General features: G+C 41.6%; 25 protein-coding genes. 4 read left to right on the top strand and 21 right to left on the bottom strand.

Annotated features, from left to right (window positions below):
• Positions 1-10: 10 nt before the first annotated feature.
• The 16 genes from ACTNC0_RS04135 to ACTNC0_RS04210 form a co-directional block, all read right to left on the bottom strand.
• Positions 11-1,615 (bottom strand): AAA family ATPase, encoded by a 1,605-nt coding sequence (locus ACTNC0_RS04135; protein WP_441086423.1) that lies wholly within the window; start codon positions 1,613-1,615, stop codon positions 11-13.
• A gap of 146 nt (positions 1,616-1,761) precedes the next feature.
• A complete protein-coding gene (locus ACTNC0_RS04140) occupies positions 1,762-2,202 on the bottom strand; it encodes an Rrf2 family transcriptional regulator (RefSeq protein WP_441086424.1) in 441 nt (146 codons plus the stop codon).
• A 78-nt stretch (positions 2,203-2,280) separates the two neighbouring features.
• Positions 2,281-2,883 carry an ABC transporter ATP-binding protein gene (locus ACTNC0_RS04145; RefSeq protein WP_118136367.1) on the bottom strand — a complete coding sequence of 201 codons (603 nt, stop codon included), beginning with the start codon at positions 2,881-2,883 and terminating at the stop codon, positions 2,281-2,283.
• Positions 2,873-3,820 carry an ABC transporter ATP-binding protein gene (locus ACTNC0_RS04150; RefSeq protein WP_441086425.1) on the bottom strand — a complete coding sequence of 316 codons (948 nt, stop codon included), beginning with the start codon at positions 3,818-3,820 and terminating at the stop codon, positions 2,873-2,875. Before ACTNC0_RS04150 ends, ACTNC0_RS04145 begins: the two co-directional genes overlap by 11 nt.
• Positions 3,813-4,706 (bottom strand): ABC transporter permease, encoded by an 894-nt coding sequence (locus ACTNC0_RS04155; RefSeq protein ID WP_441086426.1) that lies wholly within the window; start codon positions 4,704-4,706, stop codon positions 3,813-3,815. The genes ACTNC0_RS04150 and ACTNC0_RS04155 overlap by 8 nt, the downstream gene beginning before the upstream one ends.
• Entirely contained in the window at positions 4,703-5,689 is a 987-nt protein-coding gene (locus ACTNC0_RS04160) for an ABC transporter permease (RefSeq protein ID WP_441086500.1), read from the bottom strand. Before ACTNC0_RS04160 ends, ACTNC0_RS04155 begins: the two co-directional genes overlap by 4 nt.
• A 79-nt stretch (positions 5,690-5,768) precedes the next feature.
• The gene (locus tag ACTNC0_RS04165; RefSeq protein ID WP_441086501.1) at positions 5,769-7,325 is read right to left on the bottom strand and encodes an ABC transporter substrate-binding protein; all 1,557 of its coding nucleotides are present in this window, start codon (positions 7,323-7,325) and stop codon (positions 5,769-5,771) included.
• A gap of 508 nt (positions 7,326-7,833) precedes the next feature.
• The gene (locus ACTNC0_RS04170; RefSeq protein ID WP_441086427.1) at positions 7,834-8,592 is read right to left on the bottom strand and encodes an ABC transporter ATP-binding protein; all 759 of its coding nucleotides are present in this window, start codon (positions 8,590-8,592) and stop codon (positions 7,834-7,836) included.
• A gap of 26 nt (positions 8,593-8,618) precedes the next feature.
• Positions 8,619-9,410 (bottom strand): ABC transporter ATP-binding protein, encoded by a 792-nt coding sequence (locus ACTNC0_RS04175; RefSeq protein WP_441086428.1) that lies wholly within the window; start codon positions 9,408-9,410, stop codon positions 8,619-8,621.
• 167 nt (positions 9,411-9,577) lie between these two features.
• A complete protein-coding gene (locus ACTNC0_RS04180) occupies positions 9,578-11,113 on the bottom strand; it encodes an ABC transporter substrate-binding protein (RefSeq protein WP_441086429.1) in 1,536 nt (511 codons plus the stop codon).
• Positions 11,114-11,145: 32 nt separating this feature from the next.
• Positions 11,146-12,027: a nickel transporter permease gene (gene nikC, locus ACTNC0_RS04185; protein WP_441086430.1), complete on the bottom strand. Its 882-nt coding sequence runs from the start codon at positions 12,025-12,027 to the stop codon at positions 11,146-11,148.
• A 6-nt stretch (positions 12,028-12,033) separates the two neighbouring features.
• On the bottom strand, positions 12,034-12,969 hold the full coding sequence (nikB, locus tag ACTNC0_RS04190) for a nickel ABC transporter permease (protein ID WP_441086431.1): 936 nt from the start codon (positions 12,967-12,969) through the stop codon (positions 12,034-12,036).
• Between the two features lie 322 nt (positions 12,970-13,291).
• Positions 13,292-14,200, bottom strand: coding sequence for a LysR family transcriptional regulator (locus ACTNC0_RS04195; RefSeq protein ID WP_118136380.1), 909 nt, complete (start codon positions 14,198-14,200; stop codon positions 13,292-13,294).
• Entirely contained in the window at positions 14,200-14,331 is a 132-nt protein-coding gene (locus ACTNC0_RS04200; RefSeq protein ID WP_441086432.1) for a hypothetical protein, read from the bottom strand. The genes ACTNC0_RS04195 and ACTNC0_RS04200 overlap by 1 nt, the downstream gene beginning before the upstream one ends.
• Before the next feature lie 13 nt (positions 14,332-14,344).
• Positions 14,345-15,211, bottom strand: a complete 867-nt coding sequence (locus ACTNC0_RS04205; RefSeq protein ID WP_441086433.1) for a serine hydrolase domain-containing protein — start codon at positions 15,209-15,211, stop codon at positions 14,345-14,347.
• Between the two features lie 25 nt (positions 15,212-15,236).
• Positions 15,237-15,755 (bottom strand): AAA family ATPase, encoded by a 519-nt coding sequence (locus tag ACTNC0_RS04210; RefSeq protein ID WP_441086434.1) that lies wholly within the window; start codon positions 15,753-15,755, stop codon positions 15,237-15,239.
• A 585-nt stretch (positions 15,756-16,340) separates the two neighbouring features.
• Between ACTNC0_RS04210 and ACTNC0_RS04215 the strand changes: the two genes are divergently transcribed.
• Together ACTNC0_RS04215 and ACTNC0_RS04220 are read left to right on the top strand one after the other, a co-directional pair.
• Positions 16,341-16,610: a carbon starvation CstA family protein gene (locus ACTNC0_RS04215; protein WP_441086435.1), complete on the top strand. Its 270-nt coding sequence runs from the start codon at positions 16,341-16,343 to the stop codon at positions 16,608-16,610.
• Between the two features lie 32 nt (positions 16,611-16,642).
• The gene (locus tag ACTNC0_RS04220) at positions 16,643-17,131 is read left to right on the top strand and encodes a carbon starvation CstA family protein (RefSeq protein ID WP_441086502.1); all 489 of its coding nucleotides are present in this window, start codon (positions 16,643-16,645) and stop codon (positions 17,129-17,131) included.
• Between the two features lie 144 nt (positions 17,132-17,275).
• On the opposite strand, the gene mgtE is transcribed toward ACTNC0_RS04220, so the two are convergent.
• Complete coding sequence (gene mgtE / locus ACTNC0_RS04225) at positions 17,276-18,670, bottom strand: magnesium transporter (protein ID WP_441086503.1); 1,395 nt, start codon at positions 18,668-18,670, stop codon at positions 17,276-17,278.
• Positions 18,671-19,473: 803 nt separating this feature from the next.
• Between mgtE and sdaAB the strand changes: the two genes are divergently transcribed.
• Together sdaAB and sdaAA are read left to right on the top strand one after the other, a co-directional pair.
• Positions 19,474-20,142: an L-serine ammonia-lyase, iron-sulfur-dependent subunit beta gene (gene sdaAB / locus ACTNC0_RS04230; RefSeq protein WP_441086436.1), complete on the top strand. Its 669-nt coding sequence runs from the start codon at positions 19,474-19,476 to the stop codon at positions 20,140-20,142.
• A 19-nt stretch (positions 20,143-20,161) separates the two neighbouring features.
• Positions 20,162-21,031, top strand: a complete 870-nt coding sequence (gene sdaAA, locus ACTNC0_RS04235) for an L-serine ammonia-lyase, iron-sulfur-dependent, subunit alpha (protein ID WP_441086437.1) — start codon at positions 20,162-20,164, stop codon at positions 21,029-21,031.
• A 77-nt stretch (positions 21,032-21,108) separates the two neighbouring features.
• On the opposite strand, the gene ACTNC0_RS04240 is transcribed toward sdaAA, so the two are convergent.
• From ACTNC0_RS04240 to ilvN, 4 genes are all read right to left on the bottom strand, one after another.
• A complete protein-coding gene (locus ACTNC0_RS04240) occupies positions 21,109-21,744 on the bottom strand; it encodes a YczE/YyaS/YitT family protein (RefSeq protein ID WP_441086438.1) in 636 nt (211 codons plus the stop codon).
• Between the two features lie 101 nt (positions 21,745-21,845).
• Entirely contained in the window at positions 21,846-23,033 is a 1,188-nt protein-coding gene (locus ACTNC0_RS04245) for an MFS transporter (RefSeq protein ID WP_441086439.1), read from the bottom strand.
• A 230-nt stretch (positions 23,034-23,263) separates the two neighbouring features.
• Complete coding sequence (locus ACTNC0_RS04250; RefSeq protein ID WP_441086440.1) at positions 23,264-23,923, bottom strand: ribonuclease H1 domain-containing protein; 660 nt, start codon at positions 23,921-23,923, stop codon at positions 23,264-23,266.
• A 9-nt stretch (positions 23,924-23,932) separates the two neighbouring features.
• Entirely contained in the window at positions 23,933-24,442 is a 510-nt protein-coding gene (gene ilvN, locus ACTNC0_RS04255) for an acetolactate synthase small subunit (protein ID WP_022381366.1), read from the bottom strand.
• Between the last annotated feature and the right edge of the window lie 15 nt (positions 24,443-24,457).

Genomic DNA, 24,457 nt, shown 5'->3' on the forward strand with positions numbered 1-24,457 from the left:
ACAGTCTTCTTTACAATTCCTCCACTTTACAGGAATGTTCTTTTGTTTCTTTATTATAACTGATTCCTACCGCCAGAATTCGACCTGTATATTTTGATTTTTCTGATATTTTACCTCTGAAACGTAACGCATATTCTTTTTCTTTAATCTGCGCAATTGCTTCTTCCGGTGTATGATTTACTTTCAGTTCCAGTATAATACCATCCTGATCATATCTCACAGGATAAAAAATAAAATCTACATATTCTTTTCCTGCCTTATCTTCCCGTTCGACTTTATACTGATCCCGTGCAGCCAGATACACAAGATTAATGATTGCGGACAACTCCGTTTCATTATTGTAAGATAAAATAGGTGTTTCTGTATTATGTGCATACTGAATGATTTCTGACATCGTTTTTGTATCTCCTGCAAGTGTAGCCTGTAACATCTGTGATGATATATTTGCAAGACGATACACATATCCTAATGACTTCTCTTTCTTCATCATTGCCGCATAACTGCCCATAAGTTCTTTGTTTGGAATAAACACCATTCCACAGTCATAGGTCAGAAGTCCATATACAACCATTGCTGAATATATCTCTTCCTTTGTGTTTAATTCCTGCGCTGTAGCTGCGTATTCCTGTATACCTGATGGTATTTTTTCTCCTGCAAACATCAATGCCAGATCATTCTGAATTTCGTCTACATTATATCTGATATATGTGAAAACTGAATCATATTTTCCTGAACTTACCCAGTAATTAGATATCTGATTGTCCGTTAAAGCGCACACCACCGAACGCGGATTGTATAGCCTGTCCCCTGCAGCAGTATGATATCCATCATACCATTCTCTCAGATCATCCCGGGTAATCTTCGGCTTTTTTGTTCTTTTCAGATAGCGCCGATAAAGCATATCTACTTCTTCATCTGAAAAACCAAAATATTCACTGAACCGAACCCTGGTTGCCATATTATATTCCAGAAACATATTCAATTCAGAACCGTCTGAATATTTTGCAACCGGAAGAACTCCTGTCATATACGCAAGCTCCACATAGCTTTGCCCCTTTAATAATAGTTTTAAAAAAAGAAGGTAATTTTCCCTGTCTTTTTCTGTAACAAAAGACATATGAAAAACTGCATCCCATTCATCCATTACAAATATAAACTTATGTCCTGTCCTGTTAAATACCTGAGACAGGATATCCCATACTGCGGTATTTGTTTCCACATTTATTTCAGGATATGCTTCTTCTATATCTCTGATCAGTCCCTCCTGAATTCTGTCTATATAAGCCCGGTAACTGTTACACTCTCTCGGCATTTCGCTAAAATCAATATATATAACGTCATGCTTTCCTGCCTCTTTTTTATACTGATCATATTCTGAAATGTGAAGATTATCAAATAATGAATTCTCACCTGTATTTTCAAAAAAAGCAGCTATCATATTCGCCATAATTGTTTTTCCAAAACGTCTCGGACGGGTAATACAAAAAAAACGCTGTTCCTGCTGCAATGCAGGAATCAATTCTTCAAGTATTTCAGACTTATCAACAAAATACGTTCCATTCATAACCATTCTATATTTGTCATATGGCTCTTTATTGTTTAAAAACTGTCCCATCAATGCAACCTCCCGTCTGTTAATAATATGAGTATATTCTTTTTTTATTTCCGTGCAATATTATCATTAACGGTAGTCATAATTTCTTACTTGTTGACAAAGAAACACGTCTGTGGCATCTTATTTTCATTTTGCTTTTATTCATCCTATTTATCATCAGCAAGATAATGTTCCAGGTCTTTTTTCACATCTTCCAGTGTGATTGACCGCAATTCTCTCTCCATTGCTGCCTGAACTCTCTGTAATTTGTCATCCAGTACATTATGGATATTTCTTCCTACCGGACATTTTTCATTTGGATTTTCGTGAAAATGGAATAGTGTGTTATCCTCCACACATTCCACTGCCCTGTAGATATCCAGAAATGTAATCTCTGAAAGCGGCCTGGTAATCGTCGTTCCACCGGTTCCTCTTGCAACCTCGATCAATCCTGCATTTCGAAGCTGTAACAGGATTTTTCTGATGATAACCGGATTTACATTTGTACTCTTGGAAATAAAATCACTCGTCACCTTATAGTCATTTTTAAATATATCCACACATGCAAAAATATGAATTGCCAGTGTAAATCTGCTTGATATCTGCATAAATTAAACCTCCATTTGCTGTTATGATAGGTCATTTGTGTTGTAATGTCAACATTTACATCTGGTTTTATTCATAATTTACTTAAGTTCCACCACTCTGGTGCACACTTTCTCCACCAGTTCCGGACTGTGGCTGACTACGATCATACCAATTCCTCTTCTCTGGGTTTCTTCCATAAGGAAATGCCAGATCTGGCTTTGAGTAATGAGATCGAGCATTGTACTGATTTCATCTGCCAAAAGAAATCTTGTTCTTTTTCCAAGCGCTCTTGCAATACAGAATCTCTGCAATTCTCCCCCGGAAAGTTCCGTTGGAAAGCGATTCATCCAGTCATGCTCTATTCCCAATTTCTTTATCAATTCCGTCTCTACCTGATCTCCTTCTTCAAAAACATTTCTCATCCGAAGTCTCGGATTCACCGCCTGCTCCGGATGCTGCCAGATCATCTGTACCGGGCAGTAGCCTTTACACGAATATAATGATTTTCCATCCATCAGCACTGTACCTGTCTCTGGTTCTTCGTATCCCGCAAGGATCTTACAGAGAGTTGTCTTTCCAAATCCACTCGGTGCCAGAATTCCCACACGTTCGCTGCTATCTACCTGCAGACTGAACTGATCAAGTATTTTTCTTCCGGATTCTTCATAACGAAACGAAAGATTTTTTGCTTCAAGTATCATAAATGCACCTCACATAACCATTCCCTGACTGGTGCCACGGAACTTCTTCCTTACATTTATCTGTACATTTACCGCAACGTGGTGCAAACGGACAGCCCTGCTGCATATCCCTTGCATATGGCTGAACTCCGTCTATATAGTGAAATCCATGTTCTGGCATGGCACGCCATAATGCCTTCGTATACGGATGGCGCAGAGTTTCTTCCTTCGCAAAATCCTCTGCCGGTGAATCCTCAATCGTATATCCTGCATAGAATACCTGAATCCGGTCCACAGTCTGCAATGCCAGCTCCAGATCATGCGTAATCACCAGTACCGCAGCTCCCATATCCGCAAGTTCCCTGAAATGTTCCATCGCCCGTCTGGCAAGTTTTGGATCCAATCCGGGCGTCGGTTCATCCGCGATCACCAGCTTCGGAGTTTCGATCAGAGCTGTTGAGATCATGACTCTTCTTGTCATTCCCCCCGACATTTCAAACGGATACTGTTCCTGAACATTCTTACCCAGTCCATACTTTTCAAAAATAGAATCCAGTTTTCGCTTTTTTTCCGGAGTTTTCTTTCCCTTACAGATCTGCTGCCCCACTTTCATAAGTGGATCCAGATAAGAAGTACTCTGCGGCACCAGAACAATCTCTTTCCCACGAAGCTGCTTTATCTTCTTTTCGGTAAGATTTTCTCCGCAATAATAAACCTCTCCCTCCATCGTAGCATTGTATGGCAAAATTCCCATGATTCCATGTGCCAGAAGGCTCTTTCCGGAACCCGATGATCCAACAACAGCTACCATCTCTCCTGCATGAACTGTGACGTTCAGATCTCGGATTACCGGAAGCTGTATCTGCTGTATTCCCCTCTGATACTGACAGAAAGATATCTGCATATGATTGATTTCCAGAATTTTTTCTCTCTCCAATTCACTGCCTCCTCTATTCATGCGCACTGGCCGGATCAAGCAGCCTGCGGAGATTTTCACCTGTAGTGTAAAAGCACACAACTGTAAGAATTAACATGATTCCCGGAAAGAGTGCAAGCCACCATTTACCGGTTGCCAGATATTTCATAGCTTCTGAAAGTATAATTCCTATGGCAGGCTGCTCATTTGACAGACCAAAACCAAGAAATGTAATGCTGGATTCATGAAGGATCGCATGCGGGAAAAGCAGCACCAATCCTACGATAAACTGTGGAAGCAGATGTGGAACCATATGCTTCATGGCAATATATAAATTACTTTTTCCAAGCTTTCTGGCTGTTTTGATATAAATCTGTTCTTTTAACTGAAGCACTTCTCCCCTGATCAGTCTTGCCAGAGAAGTCCAGTGCGTCAACGCGACACCCAAGATCACGCCTTTGAGTCCTCTTCCACATGCCACACAGATAAGAATCAGTAAAAGCATATGAGGAATTCCCATGATCAGGTCAATAAACCATGTCACGATCGTATCTGCTGTTTTTCCCATTGTTGCTGACACAATCCCAAGGATAAATGCCATTACAGCACTAAATGTTGCTGCACTGACTCCTATAATAATACTGATAGATAACCCTCTTACTGTCCTTGCAAACATATCTCTTCCAAGCCAGTCTGTTCCAAATGGATATTTCAGACAAGGCGGAATATTCTTTCTGGAGAAGTCTGTTACCTTCGCAGCTTCGCTGCAAAAACTTCCACCGATACAGACCGTTGCAAGAAATACGACCGCTATTACCAGCCAGATCACCAGTGTCTTTCTGCGATTCCACCTGCTCCTGATATCTTTTCCTGCCAGACTTTTAGCTTCGTGCTGTCTGTCTTTTAAGGATGCAGTTATATTTTTCATCTTCCCACACCCCCTTTGCGAACTCTCGGATCAATGACTCCATAAAGAATATTGGCGATCAGATTTCCGCCAAATACAAACAACGCACTGATCATGGTGATTGCCATCAGGAGTGGCATATCACTTCCAAGTCCCGCACTGACTGCTGCCTGCCCAAGTCCCGGATAGGAAAATACCTGCTCTACCAGAACCGAGCCACCAAAGATTTCACTGATAGAAGCAAACTGCAGTGTCATCGCCGGTCCCAGTACATTTCGAAATCCATGATTTCTGAAAATTTCCCAGTTACTTTCCCCTCTTGCCCTGGCAAAAAGTACATAGTCACTGTCACAGATGTCTATCATTTTTTCTCTTGTATGCATGGCAATATTAGAAATTCCCGTGATTGATAACGTCAGTGCCGGAAGAATGGCATGGCGCACACGATCCAAAAATGTCACCCCACTGGCTTCGACCCCAATCGGAACGCTCAGTCCAATAGGAAGAATTTTCAGCCATACACCAAAAATCATCAGAAGCAGCATGGCGATCCAGAAAGCAGGTGTACTGGATATCACCAGACAATAACCTTTTATTATTTTATCAATTGGTTTTCCACGTTTCATTCCTGCCAGTGCTCCAAGCAGAAATCCTATCACTCCGGAAAGGATCCAGGCAATAATCATCAGAAACAACGAGTTTGCAAGTTTGACTGCAATCACCGTTGTTACTTTCTGACGATAAAGGAGAGATATTCCCATATCTCCCCTTACAAAATCTTTAAACCATGCAAGATAACGCTGCACTGGCGGCTGACCTACGCCCCAATACTCTTCAAGCTTCGCAATCTGCTCCTGACTCATACTTCCGAGGGCAGCCTGTCCCACATTGGCCTTTAACGGATCAATGGGGGAAGCTGTCATAAGTGCAAATGCAGCAATACTCACAACAAACAGCAAAAATACCATCTTGATAAAATTCTTTAATATAAATTTTCCTGTTATTCTGTTCAAGATATTCTTACTCCCATAATTACTGTGCCAGCAAATTGATTTTTCAAGTAATCTTATCGGCACACTACACTTATTCCCACATCCACTGATCTACATTATTTACGATTGACCAGCCATGTCCATGTGGATGAATCTTCTGATCTGCAACCTTAAGGCCATTCTTTACAAAGTACAGATGATCGATGTTGCAAAGCCAGATCCACGGGATATCTCCTTCCTGAGTAATTCCTGTTTCTCCATCCCACTGTGCCTTTTTCCAAAGATCATAGGAACTTTCCAGATCACTGGATTCGAGAGCTTCATCCATGTATTTGTCAACAGTCTCGTTGGCATATGGTGAATATTCTGCCAGTCCTGTTTTTTCCATAGTATGATAAATATTATAAAGTTCCATCGGTGTATGTGCTCCCCATCCCCATACAAGAGGTTCCGATTCTGCTCTGGTATAAGCTGTATCCCAGTCAACACCCTCTGTGGTCACTTCGATTCCAAGTTCAGAAAGCTGGTTCTTGGTGTCTTCTGCCAGTGCCTGGCGAACGGAATCAGATGCCGGGTAAAGCATAGTAAATTCTGCACGGGCACCATCTTTTTCACGGATTCCATCATCGCCAGCCTCCCATCCTGCTGCTTCGAGAAGCTCTTTTGCCTTATCCTGGTCATATTCTACTTCTGCTTCTTCATTGTACCATGGCATTTTGTCACATACACTGTACGCTGGTGTTCCATATCCATTCAGTACATTCTGGATCATTTCATCACGGTCGATACCAATGTTGATCGCACGTCTGACTTCTACATCACTGGTAAAATCATTTCCATAAGTTACTCCGTCAATTTCCTCTGCTGCCGTTGCAGGAAGATTAAATCCTCGGTTATCAACTGTCTGAACGCTGAACAGATCATAACCATCTACAGACATATCGGAATAGGAAGCAGCTGTATGTGCCACATCCACTGTACCGGACTGAGCAGCTGCCAGTGCCGCATCCTCTTCCATGAAAAGTACGGTTACTTTTTTCATCGTTGGTGCTTCTCCATAATAATCTGGATTCGCCTCGAAAATTACCTGCTGTCCTTTATCCCACTGTTTCATAATATAGCGTCCGGAACCGATTGGATTCTGTCCGTAATTTTCATCATACGCATGTTCCGGAACAATTCCAACGATTGCCATGGTGTAAGGCCATACCGCAAACGGTGTATTCATATGGAATTCCACCGTTGTATCATCTACTGCCACTGCTTCTTTCAGCATGGAAAAGTCATTGACAGAGCTGTTATCACGACAGTTATTGTAGGTAAATGCCACATCTTCTGCGGTCAGTGGTTCCCCATCTGTAAACTTTACGTCATCACGGATCTTTACCGTCCAGGTAAGACCGTCCTCACTCACTGAATAATCAGTTGCCAGATCCATTCCGATGGACAGATCCGTATTCGTAACGGTCAGGGTACTCTGGATCAGAGGCTCATGTACATGTTCTCCTGCTCCCCATCCGTATGCCGGGTCAAAACCTGCTTCCGGTTCTGATGTCGTCGGCATAGTCACGATCACTTCATCTTTTGCTGCACTTTCTTCCTGAGCAGCCCATGCAGTTGCAGATCCTCCCACAAATGTTGCTGTCATACATACCGCTGTCAAAATTGCCAGTAACTTTCTCTTCACTATCTTCGTTCCTCCTTTTATTCTTCATTTGCGCACAAATGAGTAGCAGAGTCAGTGTAACATTTTTTACCATACTGCATAAGCACCCCAGGGGGATATTTACCCATTCATATATTGCATGGTTTCTCGCATTTTTTTCATGTCTGAAAATCCCCCCGGCAGGCTTGTTCTTTCGTATCATTTTGTTAAAATATAGTCAGCACAGCGAGATAAAAGCTTCCACAAATCAGTTTTATATTCGTTGCAGCCGGCGCAAAGATTTGTGCCGGTTACCAAGTAAAGTGCACAGACCTCCACACAATGTGCATCATCGAAAAAGTCATAAAACCATAAAAAAGTACTTCTATCCGCAAGAAGTACTTTTTTGTGTAAATATATACTTGTCAAACAGTCTATAGAAAATCAATAAAATGTATTGAAAAATTATTCTCGTTGTCTATCAGCTCCAAAATAACAAACTGCTACATTTTTACAATACCGAGTCAATTAATTTTTTCGTATAGTCCATCTTCGGATGATTAATGATCTCATCCGGTGTTCCACTTTCTACGGTTTCTCCATGATAAAGTACAAGGACACGGTCACAGAATGCCTGAACAAGTGCCAGATCATGACAGATTAAAAGAAAAGAAAAATTTTCTTTCTGCTTCAGTTCCATCAACAATTTCAGGATCTGTTTCTGCACCGTTACATCAAGAGCACTGGTGGCCTCATCACAGATAAGCACAGACGGCTCGACTGCCAGTGCTCTGGCAATGGCAGCTCTCTGACACTGACCTACGCTTACCTGATGTGGATAGCGGTCTGCATATTCTTTATCCAGTCCGCATCTCTCCAGAAGTTTTTCAACTCTCTCACGGGTTTCTTTACGGCTCAGTCCCATATTCCGAAGGCTCTCGCCGATTCCATCTCCTAATGTACATCTTGGATCAAAGGACTCCATCGGCATCTGAAATACCATCTGGATATCTTTGTAGACTTCGCGGAGTTCTTTTCCTTTTACATTCGTGATATCTTTACCTTTCAGAATCACATTTCCTTCCGTAATGCTCTGCAGATGTGTGATCATCTTTACGATCGTACTTTTACCAGAGCCAGACTCTCCCACAATTCCAAGACATTCTCCCTGTCTAAGTTCAAAGCTGACATCATCCACCGCAGTCATTGATTTTTTTCCAGATATAAACACTTTTTTGAGATGCTGTGCTTCTAAAATTACATCACCCACCTTTTAAATCCTCCCTGGCTCTATTTTTATTCTGCACCGCGCTTCAAATGAAGCACAGAATTCATCAGCTCCTGAGTATAATCATCCTGCGAATAATCCAGAACCTTTTCGGTCTCCCCATAGTCCCTGACCAGACCATTTTTAAGCACCAGAATCCTGTCGGCCATCTTTCTTACCACTCCGATATTATGGGTTACCAGAATCATTGCCGTATGATATTCTTTTCTCATCAGGAGAAGTTCTTCCACTACCTGCTTCTGCACTGTCACATCAAGGGCACTGGTCGGTTCATCTGCAAGAAGTAGATTCGGATGCATGATCATGGCTGTACAGATACCCACACGCTGATTCATTCCACCCGAAAGTTCAAAAGGGTAACTGTCCAGTATACGGTTTCCGTCCTCCAGACCGATTTTTTTCATAAGGGAGGCGGCACGCTGACGTATTTCTTTTATTGTTGTTTTCTCATGTTCGGATACTGCTTCATGGATCTGCACGCCAATTGTCCGTACCGGACACAGGGCCGCCTTACAGTCCTGAAATACCATACCGATCTCTGTTCCCAGATATTTGCGGAGATTTTTCTCACTCATCTCTGTAAGATTTTCTCCTTTATACCAGATATCGCCTCTGGTAACCATACCTTCTTCTCCCAGAAGGCCCATGATTGCCTTGATGATCGTACTTTTTCCACTGCCGGACTCTCCCACGATTCCAAGGATTTCCCCCTGTTTCAGTTCAAAACTGACATCACTGACTACCGGTTTTCCATTATAACTGATAGTCACATGCTCTACACGAAGTAAAGAATTGTTCATATACACTTTATCTCCTTAGCATTTCTACCGTCATCCTGTTACAAACTATTTCATTCCCGGAAAGATTACTTTTACAAGAACATCCCCAGATTCATACAGTCAGCATAAACCTGAGGATGCAATGATTTACGAGTATATCATCGGGCACACAATAAATTTTAATCTTTTTATTTCACATCCAGATCTGCCGTAATTTCATAATAATCACACGGATGAGCTGCCATACCCGTAACATTTGATTTTGTCACAATTCCCATGTTCAGATGAGATACAAAGAAATATGCATCATCATCCAGAATTTTCTGCTGAAGTTCTATTGCCAGTTTTCCTCTCTCATCTGTATCAAAAGTCTGATGAAGCTGCTCGGTCAGTTTTGTAACTTCATCATTCTGATAATTTCCGTAGTTTTTTGCACCGGTTACTGTACTTGTAAAGAAATACTCCGGATCTCCGGTAGGTGCTGTAGTAAGCGAACTTACATAAACATCAAAATCTCCGCTTTCCGCAAAAGTTTTATGATCAGCTGTATTATTTACAACCAAATCAATTCCGATATCTTTCAGAGTTGCCTGTGCATACTCTGCAAGTTTCGGCTGCTCCAGGCGAGTCGGATAAGTCAGCCAGTTGATCGTCAGTTTCTGTCCGTCTTTATCTACATATCCATCACCATCGGTATCTGTCCAACCTGATTCCTCCAGCAGTTCTTTCGCTCCATCCGGATCATAAGATACAGTCTCTACTGCATCATTTCCGTAAGAGAAACTGCTCGGAAATGCTCCTTTTGCCGGCAGTCCACGTCCTTCCATGATTACAGAGCAGAATCCTTCCTTATCAATTCCCATTTCAATAGCCTTACGTACATTCTGATCCTGTACGATTTCAGAATCCATGTTAAACTGACCAAAGAAACATCTGCTGGTAGCACAGGAATTGATCGTATAATCGGAATTTCCGTCAAACAGTGAATAATTGTCATACTGAAGTCCATAAGTTCCCTGAATATCGCCTGTCTGCAAAGCTGCTGTCAGTGCACTTCCATCTGCAAAAGATTTTACAGTAATTTTATCTACCTTTACTTCTCCGCCCCAGTAATCTTCATTCTTTACCAGATCAATCTGTGTAGGCGTAACGTTTGTAGCGATATAAGGACCAGTTCCTGCTACATTTGCAGAACCGCCTTCTCCCTGAACACCATATTCCATATCAATGATTGCACCATATGGATCACCCAGATAATTGATGATTGCCGGACATGGCTCAGTTGTATAAATAGTCAGGGTCAGACCATCAGCATCTATATGATCGACCTTCAGATCATACGGCGCGCGGTCATGAACTGCAAGCAGATCATCCAGACACTCTTTCACTGCCTCTGCATCCATCGTACGTCCACTTGAGAATTTTACGCCATCACGAAGTGTAATCTTTACCGTTGTATCATCTACAAATTCATAATCTGTTGCCAGCCATGGCTCTACTTCCATGTTATCATTGTATTTGAAAAGTGTCTCGCCAACACCATAACGAAGGGCACTCCATCCAGAATAATTGTCATGTGGATTGAGACCTGCATCTCCCATCTCCTCACTGTATCCGGTTGTTCCGTATACAAAAGTTTTCTCATCAGCTGCAAATGCAGTTGCAGACAAACCAGATGCCAGCATGGCTCCTGTAAGTAACATAGCAATCACTTTTTTCTTCATAGTTCTTTCCCTCCATTGTTTAGTTCTCTGTTTTAGTTCTTTGTTTTAGCTCTTTGCTTTGGATCCATATAATCTCTCAGTGTATCTCCAAGAAGATTAAATATCATAACAGTAATAAAAATTGCAGCACCGGGAGCCAGTACCATCCATGGTGAGATCTGAAGCATACTTCTTCCATCATTAATCATGCTTCCCCACTCCGCTGCCGGAGGCTGAACGCCAAGTCCCAGAAAAGAAAGTCCTGCAAGCTCCATCATCATGGTTCCGATATCAAGAACTGCCGTGACAAGAATCTGCCCTGCAATATTGGGTAAAATATGCTTAAATAATATTTTCAGTGTACTGCTGCCAGACATCCTTACCGCCATCAGATAAGCGGAATCTTTTTGTGCCAATGTCAGTCCTCTCGCAAGTCTTGCAAACTTTGGCCATCCGATTACTGCCAACGCAATCACCGCATTATGAATGCCACCTCCAAGAACTCCGGCAACAGCCAGTGCAAATACAAGGCTTGGAAATGCCAGAAACAAATCTGAAATGCGCATCAGAAGCGTATCTGCGATTCCACCACACCAGCCACAGACAATACCAATCACAGTTCCCACAACAGTAACGATTGCAACCAGTAAAAGTGTCGCATAAATGCTTGTCGTACTTCCTGCCAATACACGAGAGAACATATCTCTTCCGTATCTGTCCGTTCCCAGAATATGTTCCGCTGAGGGAGCTTTCTGTGCCTGCAGAAGATCCTGTGCATACGGATCATACGGACAGAGTTTTCTCGCAAAAACAGCAATGATAAGTAAAATAACCGTAAGCGCTGTAAAAAATATCAGTTTCTCCCTGATATGATTCTTCTTTATTTTCTGTTTACGGACACTGATCTTTTTCTCATTGATCTGATTTTCACTCATGCCTGATCACCCCCCTAATCTCACGCGGGGATCCATGTAGTGATACAGAATATCTGTAATAAGATTGACCACAACATAAATAATCGCCATCCAGGCGACATAAGCCTGAACAATCGGATAATCTCTCATGGTAATGGCATCTACTGCCATCTTTCCAACGCCATCCCACATAAAAATTGTTTCTACTATCGTAGTTCCACCCAGAAGGCTTCCTATGGAAAGTGCCAGGAGTGTAATGATCGTAAGCATGGAAGATTTCATTACGTTTCTCCACACGATTACACTTCCACGCACGCCTCTTGCCCTGGCTCCTGCCACATAATCCTTATTCAGTTCTTCAAGAACTGCCGCTCTCACCTGCCTGGTATACTTAGAAGCCATAGCAATTGCCAGAGTCAGAGTCGGAAGTACCAGACTCAGCGCAATGTTATCTGTAGTAATTACCGGAAGCCATCCTAACTTAATAGAAAAGAAATACATCAATACCAGTGCCGCAAAGAAATTCGGCATGGAATTACCGATGAAACTGACGAAACGTATTACATAATCGCTCCAACGGTTATGCTTTACTGCTGACAAAATTCCCAAAGGAATCGAAATAATCATGGTAAGCAATACCGATGATACCGTCAGAAGAAGGGTTGCCGGAAGTTTCTCTACAAAAGTATCATAAACATCCTTTTTTGATACATAGCTCACGCCCATATCCCCGGTTACCATTCCTGCAAACCATTTCCCATACTGGACGAGGAATGGCTGATCCAGTCCATATTCCGCTCTGGTCTTATCGATTACTTCCTGGGAAACCGCTGTTCCGGCATTTTCATACATATAAGTGACAGCATCTCCCCCTGCCAAACGCATCATGGCGAATGACAAAAAAGTAATTCCGATCAGAACCGGAATCAACTGAAGAAGTCTTTTGAAAACATATTTTATCATAGTTTCTCCTTTTGTATGTTCTAGTTTCTGACATTACGTCTACCCGAACATTCTGCGGAATATTACCGATAAGCATCTTACTGAATAAATTTTTTTATTTTTTCTACCTGCATAACCGTATTGAATCCGCACACTCAAATTTACAGATAAAGTCTAGCAAAAGCAAAAAAGGCACACAACCCCAGGGGAGGGTTGTGTGCCATTCTTAGTTTGAATACTTTTACGGCATTCTGGAATATGTCAGTTTACAGGCTGACATTCGTAAAATACTTCATTGTATACTTTTATACCAGATCTTTTTCTGTAACTTAGTCTACTCTGATCAGCTTTTGGGAAGTCTTTCTTTTAAAAATTCCAGAAACTCTTCTATGCTCTCATCTATTTTCTCACCCTTATGGAGAATATATCCGAAAATAACCTTATTATCGCCAAGTTCCAGCGGGATTCCCGGTGTAGTTCCTGTCTTGTTTTCTGAGAGATAACTTCCACTCATATTTGAAACCTTACTGTTCTTAAGCATTTTTTCCATAATATAATCGCTGTTCGTCAGCACAGAAATATCAATATCTTTCCATTGAAATGCTTCTTCCTTCACTGCGCCAATATCAAAAAACTCGTCCTGATAATTCTGTATGAAACGGATTCCTTCCAGATCCTCCAGATTCGCACTTGCCTTACCGGAACCGTAAAGTTGTGTCAAACGTCCTGGGTACAGAATCAGATTTGTTTCATACATAGGTATAAACTGCATTTTATTCTTTGCAAGTTCATGCAGGAAATTCTCCTTCTGGTGACTCAAGATATATACAAATCCAATATCATCCATATAATCCCTGACTCGTTCCATCACACTGCGCACACCTGCTGTTGTCAGTTGAAAATGGTATCTTTTTTCAAATGTTTCATTATAAAACTCTACAAATTGATTGGCAAACCAGGAACTTGGATTCATGGAAATCCGAATCCATTTCGTCATTCCACGCGATGCCATATTCTCAAGAACATCTATCTCATTTATAATTTTCGACGCGTACTGATAAACTTTCTTTCCCTGTACCGTCAGGCGGATTCCTCTTGGAAGCCGTTCGAAAAGCTGCATTCCAAGTGTATCTTCCAGACCTTTGATTACCTTGCTGACACTCGGCTGTGTTGAATATAGATTTTTTGCCGCCTCACTGAACGACCCGGTCTGCGCACATACCACGAAATACTGTAACTGTTTTAAATCCATTAATGTAGGCTCTCTTTCTGGTTTATTTTAAATTCTCCCAGTCTTTCCATATAAACAGCCTGCTCATCTGCAATTTTTGATGCACCTGGATCATAAATGATTCCCTGTTCCATACGTTCTTTTTGAGTCATAATATTTCTCCCCTTATAATAATTTTGTGCAAATAAGATCATAAACTGCGCGCATAAGTTCTTTTCCTCTGCGGCATTCCGATACAAATGTGACAACTGCATTTTTATCCGGAAGAACCATGGAAATCTGGCAATATTTTCCATCTGCTCTGTATGAATTGTATTCTCCGCGCCAGAACAGATATCCATAATGATCCACATCAGCAGCTTTTGTGCTTTCTTTTATCCACTGTTCAGACAGTATCTGTCTGCCATTCCATCTGCCTTCATTAAGATAGAAAAGACCAAATTTGTGAAGTTCAGAAAGGGTAAGGAATAATCCACCTGCTCCAAAGCTATTACCAAGAGGATCTGTTTCCCATGTCGGGCGTTTTATCCCAAGATGTGAAAACAATCTGGGTGTGAGATAGGAAACAAGATCACATCCGGACCGTCTCTGTACAAGAATTCCAGCCAGATACGGACCAACATTATTATATACAAAATGTGTTCCTGGCCTATATTTAAAAGGAACAGCCATAGACATCTTTACCCAGTCATCTTCCTTATATAACGGGCGCTGTTCTCCCATAAGATTTCCCTTTTCCTGTCCCAGGCACATGGTCAGTAAATCCCGGACTGTTGCAGATTTCAGGTTATCATCAATATTCTCCGGCATATCTCCTGAAAATGCTTCTGTAAGCTTTTCATTCAGATCAATCAAACCTTCCTGAACAGCAAAACCAACTGCACAGGATGTAAAGCTTTTCGTTGCAGAATAGATATTTCTCCTGCATTCAGGCTCACTGTGCCACTCTGCTGCCAGTTCTCCGTCTTTTGTAATTTTAATTCCAAGAACGTTAAGATTCTTTGCTACTTCTATAAATTCAGAAATATCCATATCAAAGGCCCTCCTGTTAATTTTCTTATGATATATTCGTATTATTATGATTAGAGCGACAAAAGGGTAGTTTTAAATCCCCTCTCAGTTGTTTGTACCTTGCTACGAAAATAAAACTCGTAGCTCTTTCATCCTCATCCAGCCTCTCACTATTCTTTAAAAATGAAAAACGTTTTGCTTCTGTTCCAATAACATTTCCCAGTGCTTTCTTTGCCGCTTCAAAATTTATTCCCTCTACACCTTTAAGCGTAATAGAAATCACTGGAAACTGTCCCATATATTTCTCACATAGTTCTGTTTCTTTCGATATCTTCAGTCCGTCAAAAATCGTCTGTTCAAATCCCACTTCAAAAAAATATTTCAGCATATTCATATTCAGGCTCTTGCCAAAGCGTCTTGGCCTGGTAAAAAGATTTACCGCCCCCCAATTATGAAGGAGTTCTGCAATAAGTTCTGTCTTGTCTACATAATAAAAGTCCTGTCTGATCAGCTCATCAAAAAATTCTATTCCCACCGGCAGCTTTTTTTCTTTCCATTCTATCACACTCCCTTCAACTGAAAAATCAAACTTTTTTATATATCCAGCCTGAATGGTTTTAATCCTGACATTTTTATAAGTCATTATTGTTGTATTTTTTATATTGTATCCATTTTTTCCAGCAATGTAAAGCAGGTCTTGAAATGCTAACAACCAAAAATAATGTTACTGGAAGCGGAGTGAACAGTAATAACAGCAGCCAATCACTTTGATAACTTTTTCTCATTTGTTATATTTTTTGCTTCTGTCGAGAATCTGGACCGTCTCTTTCTGGAAAAGTTGGATGCCACAGCCTGGGAAAAGGGAATCTCACGTGTTCAGCCGCATTCTAATCACAGAAATACAGATATTTCTCTGATCATCATCGCTTCCTCTGTAACTGAAGACATTTCCAAAATTGTGCCGAGGCTAAAACATTATAAAAGCTATCGCATGAGTTTACATGGATTTAGTCATTATCGACTGTATGTTGTTGATCTCTCCACCGGAAATCAGTTCTGCAATTCTCAGGGGCGTTCCATGAAGAAACTTTTCAGCAAAATAATGGCATGAGCGTGAGTCTTATTTTACACAGGGAAAAGGAGAAAACAAATGACAGCTATATTGATTATCGTAGCAGCGATCATTCTGCTCCTGATCGGTTATGTGGGCTATGGCTCCTGGCTCGCAAAACAGTGGGGCATTGACCCGAAGAAATCAACACCTGCAGTCGAAATGGAAGACGGTGTTGATTATGTCGCAGCAAAACCAGCAGTCCTTATGGGACATCATTTTTCATCTATCGCAGGTGCCGGTCCTATTAACGGACCAATTCAGGCAGCTGTATTTGTTCTGTTTATAACACGATTTACGCTCTTTTAACTCTGGCCGTATCTGTATTTGCACTGACTTCTCTGGATACAGGAACTCGTCTGGGACGTTTTCTGTTCTCAGAACTTTTCCTGAAAGAGGATGAAAAGACATGGAAAGATGCTACCGGCGCACGTAAGTTCCTTGCTCACCCGATGGTAGGTACTACTTTCCTTGTTGTTGTTGGCTGTATCCTTGGTGGTCTGTCATTAAGCCAGATCTGGGGACTGTTCGGAGCAGCCAACCAGCTTCTTGCAGGTATCGCTCTCATGGCAGTCTGCACATGGCTTGGCCAGGCAGGAAAGAACAATAAAATGTTCTATGTCCCAATGGTATTTATGCTTGCAGCAACACTCTGCAGCCTGCTTATCACTGTAAAAAATAAGATCGTTATGATCGGTGCAGGACAGGCTCTCTGGGGTGACTGGTTCCAGCTTATCTTTGCGGCAGCGATGGCTATTCTGGCTCTCTTCCTTGTAGCTGAAGGAATCCAGACATTTAAGAAGCAGAAACTTTCCAAAGCCTCTGCATAAAACTAACCTGAGACTTCACTTCAGATTATTTCTGAAGCAACTCTTTTAAAGCCAAAATTTATTTAAGAGATTACAATTGTACGTTTCCAGACGTACATAAAAATGGGCTGTCGGGAAATAGACAGCCCATTTTTTACAGTTTTATTATCCCGCCAGATGCAACATTTCCAGTAAAAAAATCCAGCTGAGACCATAGTATGTGATTACCGCAACCAGGTCGTTCACCGTTGTAATCAGCGGACCGGAAGCTACTGCCGGGTCAATATTAATTTTCTTAAAAAACAGCGGAATGCAGGTTCCCACTGCACTGGAAATCAGCATTGCCAGTAAAAGTGCCACACCGATACAGCCTGACACTGCGTAAGAAAACAACAATGTTTTTCCCTTAAACAGATAAATATACAACCCAATCAATACGAAAGAGAAAAATCCCAGAAGGCTGCCGTTGCACAATCCGATTCGCATTTCTTTCCATACAAGTTCCAGTTTCTGTTTTCCTGTAAGTGATTCATCCATCAGCACACGGATCGTTACAGCCAGAGACTGTGTACCTACATTTCCCGCCATGTCCAGGATGAGGGACTGGAAACACATCACAATCGGAAGTGCCGTTACTACCTGCTCAAAGAGACCTACAACAGAAGATACGACCATTCCAAGACCTAACAGAATGATCAGCCATGGCATACGTTTCTTCATACTCTCTTTCAGAGGTTCTTTTAAATCTTCTTCAGCAGTCAGACCAGCCAGCTTCGCATAGTCATCTCCCATCTCGTCATCAACCAGATCAATGATGCTCGCAGATGTGATAACACCCAGAAGCTGGTTATCATTATCCAGTACCGGAACAGAATCTTCTGAATAATCCTTCAGTTCTTCAATACAGTCATCAATATTCTCCTCCGCATACACATACGGATATGATGTCACGACCAGGTTCTCGAGCAGATCATCCTGTCTGGCAATAATCAATTCTTTCAAATCGATCGCACCGTAGAATTTCTGCTGCTCTGTTACTACGAAAATCGTAGAAATATTATCGTTCTTCGCTGCCTGTGAAATCAGGCTGCTCATAGCCTGCTTTACGGTGAGCTTATCTGTGATCACAATAAAGTTTGTAGTCATGCGGCTTCCAATCTCATCCTCATCAAAAGATGCGATCATTTCCACATCACGCCGAACCTCAGGTTCTAACAGATCGATCAGTATTTTCTTTTTTGCTTTTTCAAGTTTATTTAATACATCTGCCAGGGCATCTGTCTCCATTCTGGATAAAATGGCTGCCGCCTTTTTTACATCCATTTCGTTCAGATACTCTGCTGCGTTCTCTTCTTCTGTGTACTCAAAAATATCAGAGAGCACATCTGTGTCCAGAATGCGGTACAATTTGCACCGTTCCTGTACAGTCAGCACTGGCAGTACATCTGCCAGGTCATTCTCATGATAATCCTGCAGTCTTCCTGCCATAACAGCCGGAGAGGTATTGCTGCGGATGATTTTGAGAATTTCTTTGGAATAATCCTGTACTCTTTTCTCCATCATTTTTTCCTCCGTTAAAATGCGCACCAAAAGAAAGCAGTCTGTCGTTACTGCCACTTTCTCTATGCACTTTACAGCACAATAAAACAGTAAACACTTCCAATGTATTGCTTACTGATTATTCACTGTTCAAATATGTAATTGCATGATTCGGGGAATTTCATAAATACAGGATAAGAAATCGAAAAAGATGTGTAATATATGACTACAGCAGAACAGAATGTCTGCAATACTCATATGCTCTTTTTATTTCAGATCCTGTGCTACTACTTCGCCCATGAGAATCGCAATTATCCATTCTGTTCCACCTGCCTTTTCTCTATATTTTTCGTTCAGAAAAATTTCATTCTTTCTGTGAACTGATTTCCTGAACGCTCAAAACTTACACTGTTCTTTTATGATAAAAACAGTCTTGTTTCATTTGCATTGTTATTGTAACCGCCCTATTGTGAAAAAGCAACCCTGTATTTCTATTTTTTACATTAATTTTTGTTAATACGTTACTGTTCACACATCACTATCCCGCGAGGTGTTTTGGCATGAATATGCCAAAATCCCGAGACATACAAGCCAAAATTCCATTGCCGCAGGCAATCTGGAATGAATTTTGGCTACGTTACTGTGAACGGAGTGAACAGTAACGTTAATACTAACGCTACTGGCACAGAGTAAACAGCAACAATACTAACGTAAGGCTTTCCTTTAACAGTTTATATTAGAATTTGCTTATTTCATGAGTCAATGTTAGAATATAGCTAACGCCGGAGGGCTTATTATTTCATAATTACAGGAGAATAATTCTTATGTCATTTATCAGTGCATTTGATGTAATGGGACCGAACATGATCGGTCCTTCAAGTTCACATACCGCAGGTGCGGCACGTATTTCTTATCTTGCCCAGAAAATGATCGAAGGTCCGTTAAAAAGGGCTGATTTTATTTTGTATGGTTCTTTTGCCAAAACCTATCGCGGACATGGTACAGACCGCGCTTTACTTGGAGGAATCATGGGATTTTCTACGGATGATATGCGTATCCGAAACTCATTCGATATTGCCCACGAAAAAGATCTGGAGTTTTCATTCACTCCTAATGACCAGGAAACAGACATTCATCCAAATACTGTAGATATCTGTATGGAAAATGAAAAAGGCCAGAAAATGACTGTGCGCGGAGAATCCCTGGGTGGTGGAAAAGTCCGTATTGTTAAGATCAATCACGTTCAGGTAGATTTTACTGGCGAGTACAGCGCAGTCATCGTTATTCACCAGGATACTCCGGGTGTTGTGGCCTATATTACCAAATGCCTGAGTGACCGAAATATCAATATTGCATTTATGCGTCTCTTCCGCGAAGGAAAAGGCGATATTGCTTACACAATTGTAGAATCTGATGGTAAGCTTCCGGAGAATATCGTTCCTGCTATCCGCGAAAACCCAAATATTCATGAAGTCATGATCGTACAGATGTAAAGAAAGGAGGATTTTTATCATGGACTTTAAAAATGCAAACGAACTCTTAACACTCTGTGAAGAAAAAAATCTTCCTATTTCAGAGATCATGCGTCTTCGCGAGATTGAACTTGGCGAAACAACCGCTGAAACTGTAAAGGAACGAATGAGCCGGGTTCTGGAGATTATGAAAGATGCCGCACGTTCTCCTATTGAAAGACCTGTAAAATCCATGGGCGGTCTAATCGGAGGCGAGGCAAGAAAGCTGAGTCTTCACGCTCAGAATAGTCAGGGACTTTGTGGTGATCTGCTTCAGAGAGCAATAACTTACGCCATGGCAACACTTGAGACTAACGCTTCTATGGGATTGATCGTGGCTTCTCCTACTGCCGGTTCTGCCGGAATTGTCCCTGGACTGATGCTGGCAATGCAGGAGCATTACCACTTCTCTGACGATCAAATCATTCAGGCGCTTTTCAATGCAAGTGCGATCGGATATCTGGCAATGCGAAATGCCACCGTCGCCGGTGCTGTCGGCGGATGTCAGGCAGAGGTCGGCGTTGCTTCTGCCATGGCTGCTTCTGCCACTGTGGAACTGATGGGCGGCACCCCAAAAGAATGTACGTATGCTGCATCTACTGTCCTTATGAATATGCTTGGTCTGGTATGTGATCCGGTAGGAGGTCTGGTAGAATATCCTTGCCAGAACAGAAATGCTGCCGGTGTTGCAAATGCGATCATTGCCGCAGAAATGGCTCTCGCAGGAATCCCGCAGTTGATTCCTCTGGACGAAATGATCCAGACGATGTTTACCGTGGGTAAAAAGCTTCCTGCAGAACTGCGTGAAACTGCTATGGGAGGATGCGCTACTACGCCATCTGCATGTAAAGCATGCCATATATGCAGTTAACAGGCTGACAAATAAAAAAACTGTCTCTGTAATGCACCTATTTTCTACGTATAATGTGCATATACAGGACAGTTTTTTTATTTTTCCAGCTTTGCCAGCACTTTTGATGTAAAATGTGTGTCAAAAAACTGTACAAATGGTCCGAATCCAAATGCGCTGACTAAAGTTCCAAGCCCCACGATTCCGCCTGCAAGATAGCACACCAGTGCACTTATTGCATCATTTGATACCCTGCACCAGAAGTACGGAATCTTCGGCCATCTCTCTGTCATAATCAGTGAAATACTGTCATATGGTGCAACGCCCTGCTTCGGAAGCTGATACATGGAAATTCCAAGGCTTGTGATGATAACACCAATACACACTGTCAGCACCCTCATTGCCATCTGCTGTGGTGCATCGATCACTGATATGATCAGATTGTAAAAAAAGGTCACTATGTATCCAAGAAGCAAAGCATTTACGATTGTTCCCAATCCGATCAGCTTTCTTCCCCAGATGATTTCTATTATGAAAAACCCTATATTCATCAAAATTACAAATCTTGCATATTCAATCCCCACACATTCAGCCAATGCCATTGCCATTCCGCTGAAAGGGTCATTTCCAAGTCCGGAAAGTTTAAAAATCGCAATTCCAAGTCCCAGAATGATATTTCCTATGATCATTACAAGGACAAATTTCCAGTTTATTTTTTTTATCCATTCTCCCATTGTTTTTCCTCCGTAAAGCTAATTTAGTATACCAAAACCTTCTATATTTTACAATGTTCTTTTGAAATATTTTGTAACCATTCAGCAGTCTGCTATATTTCCTATATATTCTTCTTTCTCAGTCCGGAAATCAGCTTAATTCCTACTATCATTAATATCGGAAAAACAAGTGCCGCGAAAATTCCCATTTTCAGATTATCATTCAGTGTACCGGAAATCATTCCCACATAAGTAGGCCCTGAAGAACATCCCACATCACCGGCAAGTGCAAGAAGCGCAAATAATGCGGTTCCACCTCTTTTTACAGATGCCGCAGCCATACTGAACGTTCCCGGCCACATAATACCGACGGATAAACCGCAGACTGCACATCCAAGGATTCCAAGTGCCGGTACGGGAATGAATGCGATCATCAGGTAGGAAATCATGCACAAAATCGCACTATACTGCATAAAATGTTCAAGATTGATCTTATCGCCGAACTTTCCATAGAAGGCTCTGGAACTTCCCATAAGAATGGCAAATGCCATAGGACCTGCCAGATCTCCGATAGTCTTATTGATTCCGAAACTTTTCTCAGCAAGGGTGGAAGCCCACTGGCTGACTGCCTGCTCACTGGCTCCTGCACAGAGCATCATCAGCATCAGAACCCAGAAGATTTTTTTCTTAAAAAGTTCTGCCATGGACAGTCCTTCTTCCCCTTCATCCAGCAACGGAGCAATCGGAACTCTGGTGAAAAGTACGCCGTTTACGATTGGAATCAGCGCCCATACAAGCGCCATATATTTCCAGTTTTCTATGCCAAAAATCCTGAAAAATAACGTGGAGAGAATCACTACTCCCACATGTCCCCAACAATAAAAAGAATGCAGAAGACTCATCGCTTTCTCTTTATTATCTGTCGGGCAGGCCTCTACAACAGGGCTTACCAATACTTCAAGTAAACCTCCGCCAATTGCATAAATCATAACTGCGACAAGTAATCCCCAGAATGGATCTGCAAAAACTTCCGGCAAAACCGTCAGTAAAATCAGACCTGCTGCTGCCATCCCATGTGCAATAATCATAGATACACGATAACCGATTCTGTCTACAAATCCGATAGATGCCAGATCAACAAGCAGCTGAATACCAAAATTGAAAGTAACCAGAAGCGTGATCTTCTGTAATGATATTCCATAGCTGCTCTGAAATGTCAGAAACAACAACGGAACAAAGTTGTTGACGATTGCCTGCACAACATATCCCACAAAACATGCCTGCAATGTCTTATTGTAGTTTGTTTTCATCTGATGTAATTCTCCTCCTCTGTTATATATTTGTTGTCTCATCAGATAAATATTTATTTTCTGCTTTCACCACCAACCTGATTCAGCTAGTGTAATATTTCAGAAATTTTTTCATGAGCAATCAACAATGTGCCGATAAATTGACTTGTTCATCAACCTATCGGCACATACCAGTGTATCACATATTTTTGCTCTTTTCTTCTATTATCTTTTGTTTTTTCAGGAAATTTCTATACTATTTTTACTTTTTCATCTGTGCGAAGCAGTGCACTCTTTGCAAGCTGATCGGCTTCCTCGTTATAATGATTTCCCGTATGAGCGGCTACTTTGCAGAAAGAAATCTGAATCTTCTTTCCAGCTTCCTGCATGTGAACTGCATACTTACTGGTGAGTGGTGTCTTCGCTCTCCATACACCTGTCACCCATTTTTCCACACCTTCATAGTCATAACGGATTTCTACTGCAGGATAACCATTCTCCTGTGCCCATTTCACTGCATTCATAGCGCCTAGCATCTCTCCTGCCACATTTCGGATCGCAACTCCAGCCGGATCACTTCCACTCCCGGACTCCCGGATTTCCTGGCCGTCAGGCGTAAGGAGTACGCAGCCAAACGCATATCTGCCGATACTCTTTTCAAAGCTTCCATCCACATAGGCAATCACCATATTTTCAGGTACTTCGACAACTCCTGCTGCCTCTTTTGCTTTATCTCCTGACACCGTTTTCGTCGTTTCCATGTTCAGAAAAGCCAGTGCCTCTTCTTTCCCAGTAAAACCTCTGAACTCCGCACCTGAATACCCCGCAGTTGCCTTCTGACATTCTGCCCAGGTATTAAATAAACCGGTTTTATGACCTTTTCTTACCGCATAGATTTTCTTTTTTGCCATATAGTGACCCTATCTTTCCATCATACTGATAGATTCGATTCCAACACTTCCTCCACGGACAACTTCAATCCTGTGGAATTCTTCTTTAATCAGTTTTACAACTGCATCGTTCTTGGTTGCTGTCTGGACAAATTCAAGCAACAGGCTGTCTTTGCCATAGTCGATAACTTTCGCCTTGAAAGTTTCTGCAATCTGGAAGAGTTCTACTTTGTCTTCTTTGGAGCAGTTAAATACTTTGATGTACAGAATCTCTTTCATACGAACAAATACATCAGTAAAATCGATAACTTTGATCACTTCAATCATACGGTTTAACTGTTTTTTGATCTGCTCAAAAGTTTCGTCATCGCTGACTGTTGCGATAGTCATTCGAGATACTGTAGGATCTTCAGTGGTACCTACGGTAAGGCTGTCCAGATTATAACTTTTTCCGGAAAACAGTCCGGAAATTTTTGACAGAACACCTACCTGGTTCTCAACATAGAGAGAAATCCATCTTTTTTTCATTCCTTTATCCATAATATCGAATCCTCC

Source organism: Blautia sp. HCP3S3_B11, from assembly GCF_052064435.1.
In the GTDB taxonomy this organism is placed as follows: domain Bacteria; phylum Bacillota; class Clostridia; order Lachnospirales; family Lachnospiraceae; genus Blautia_A.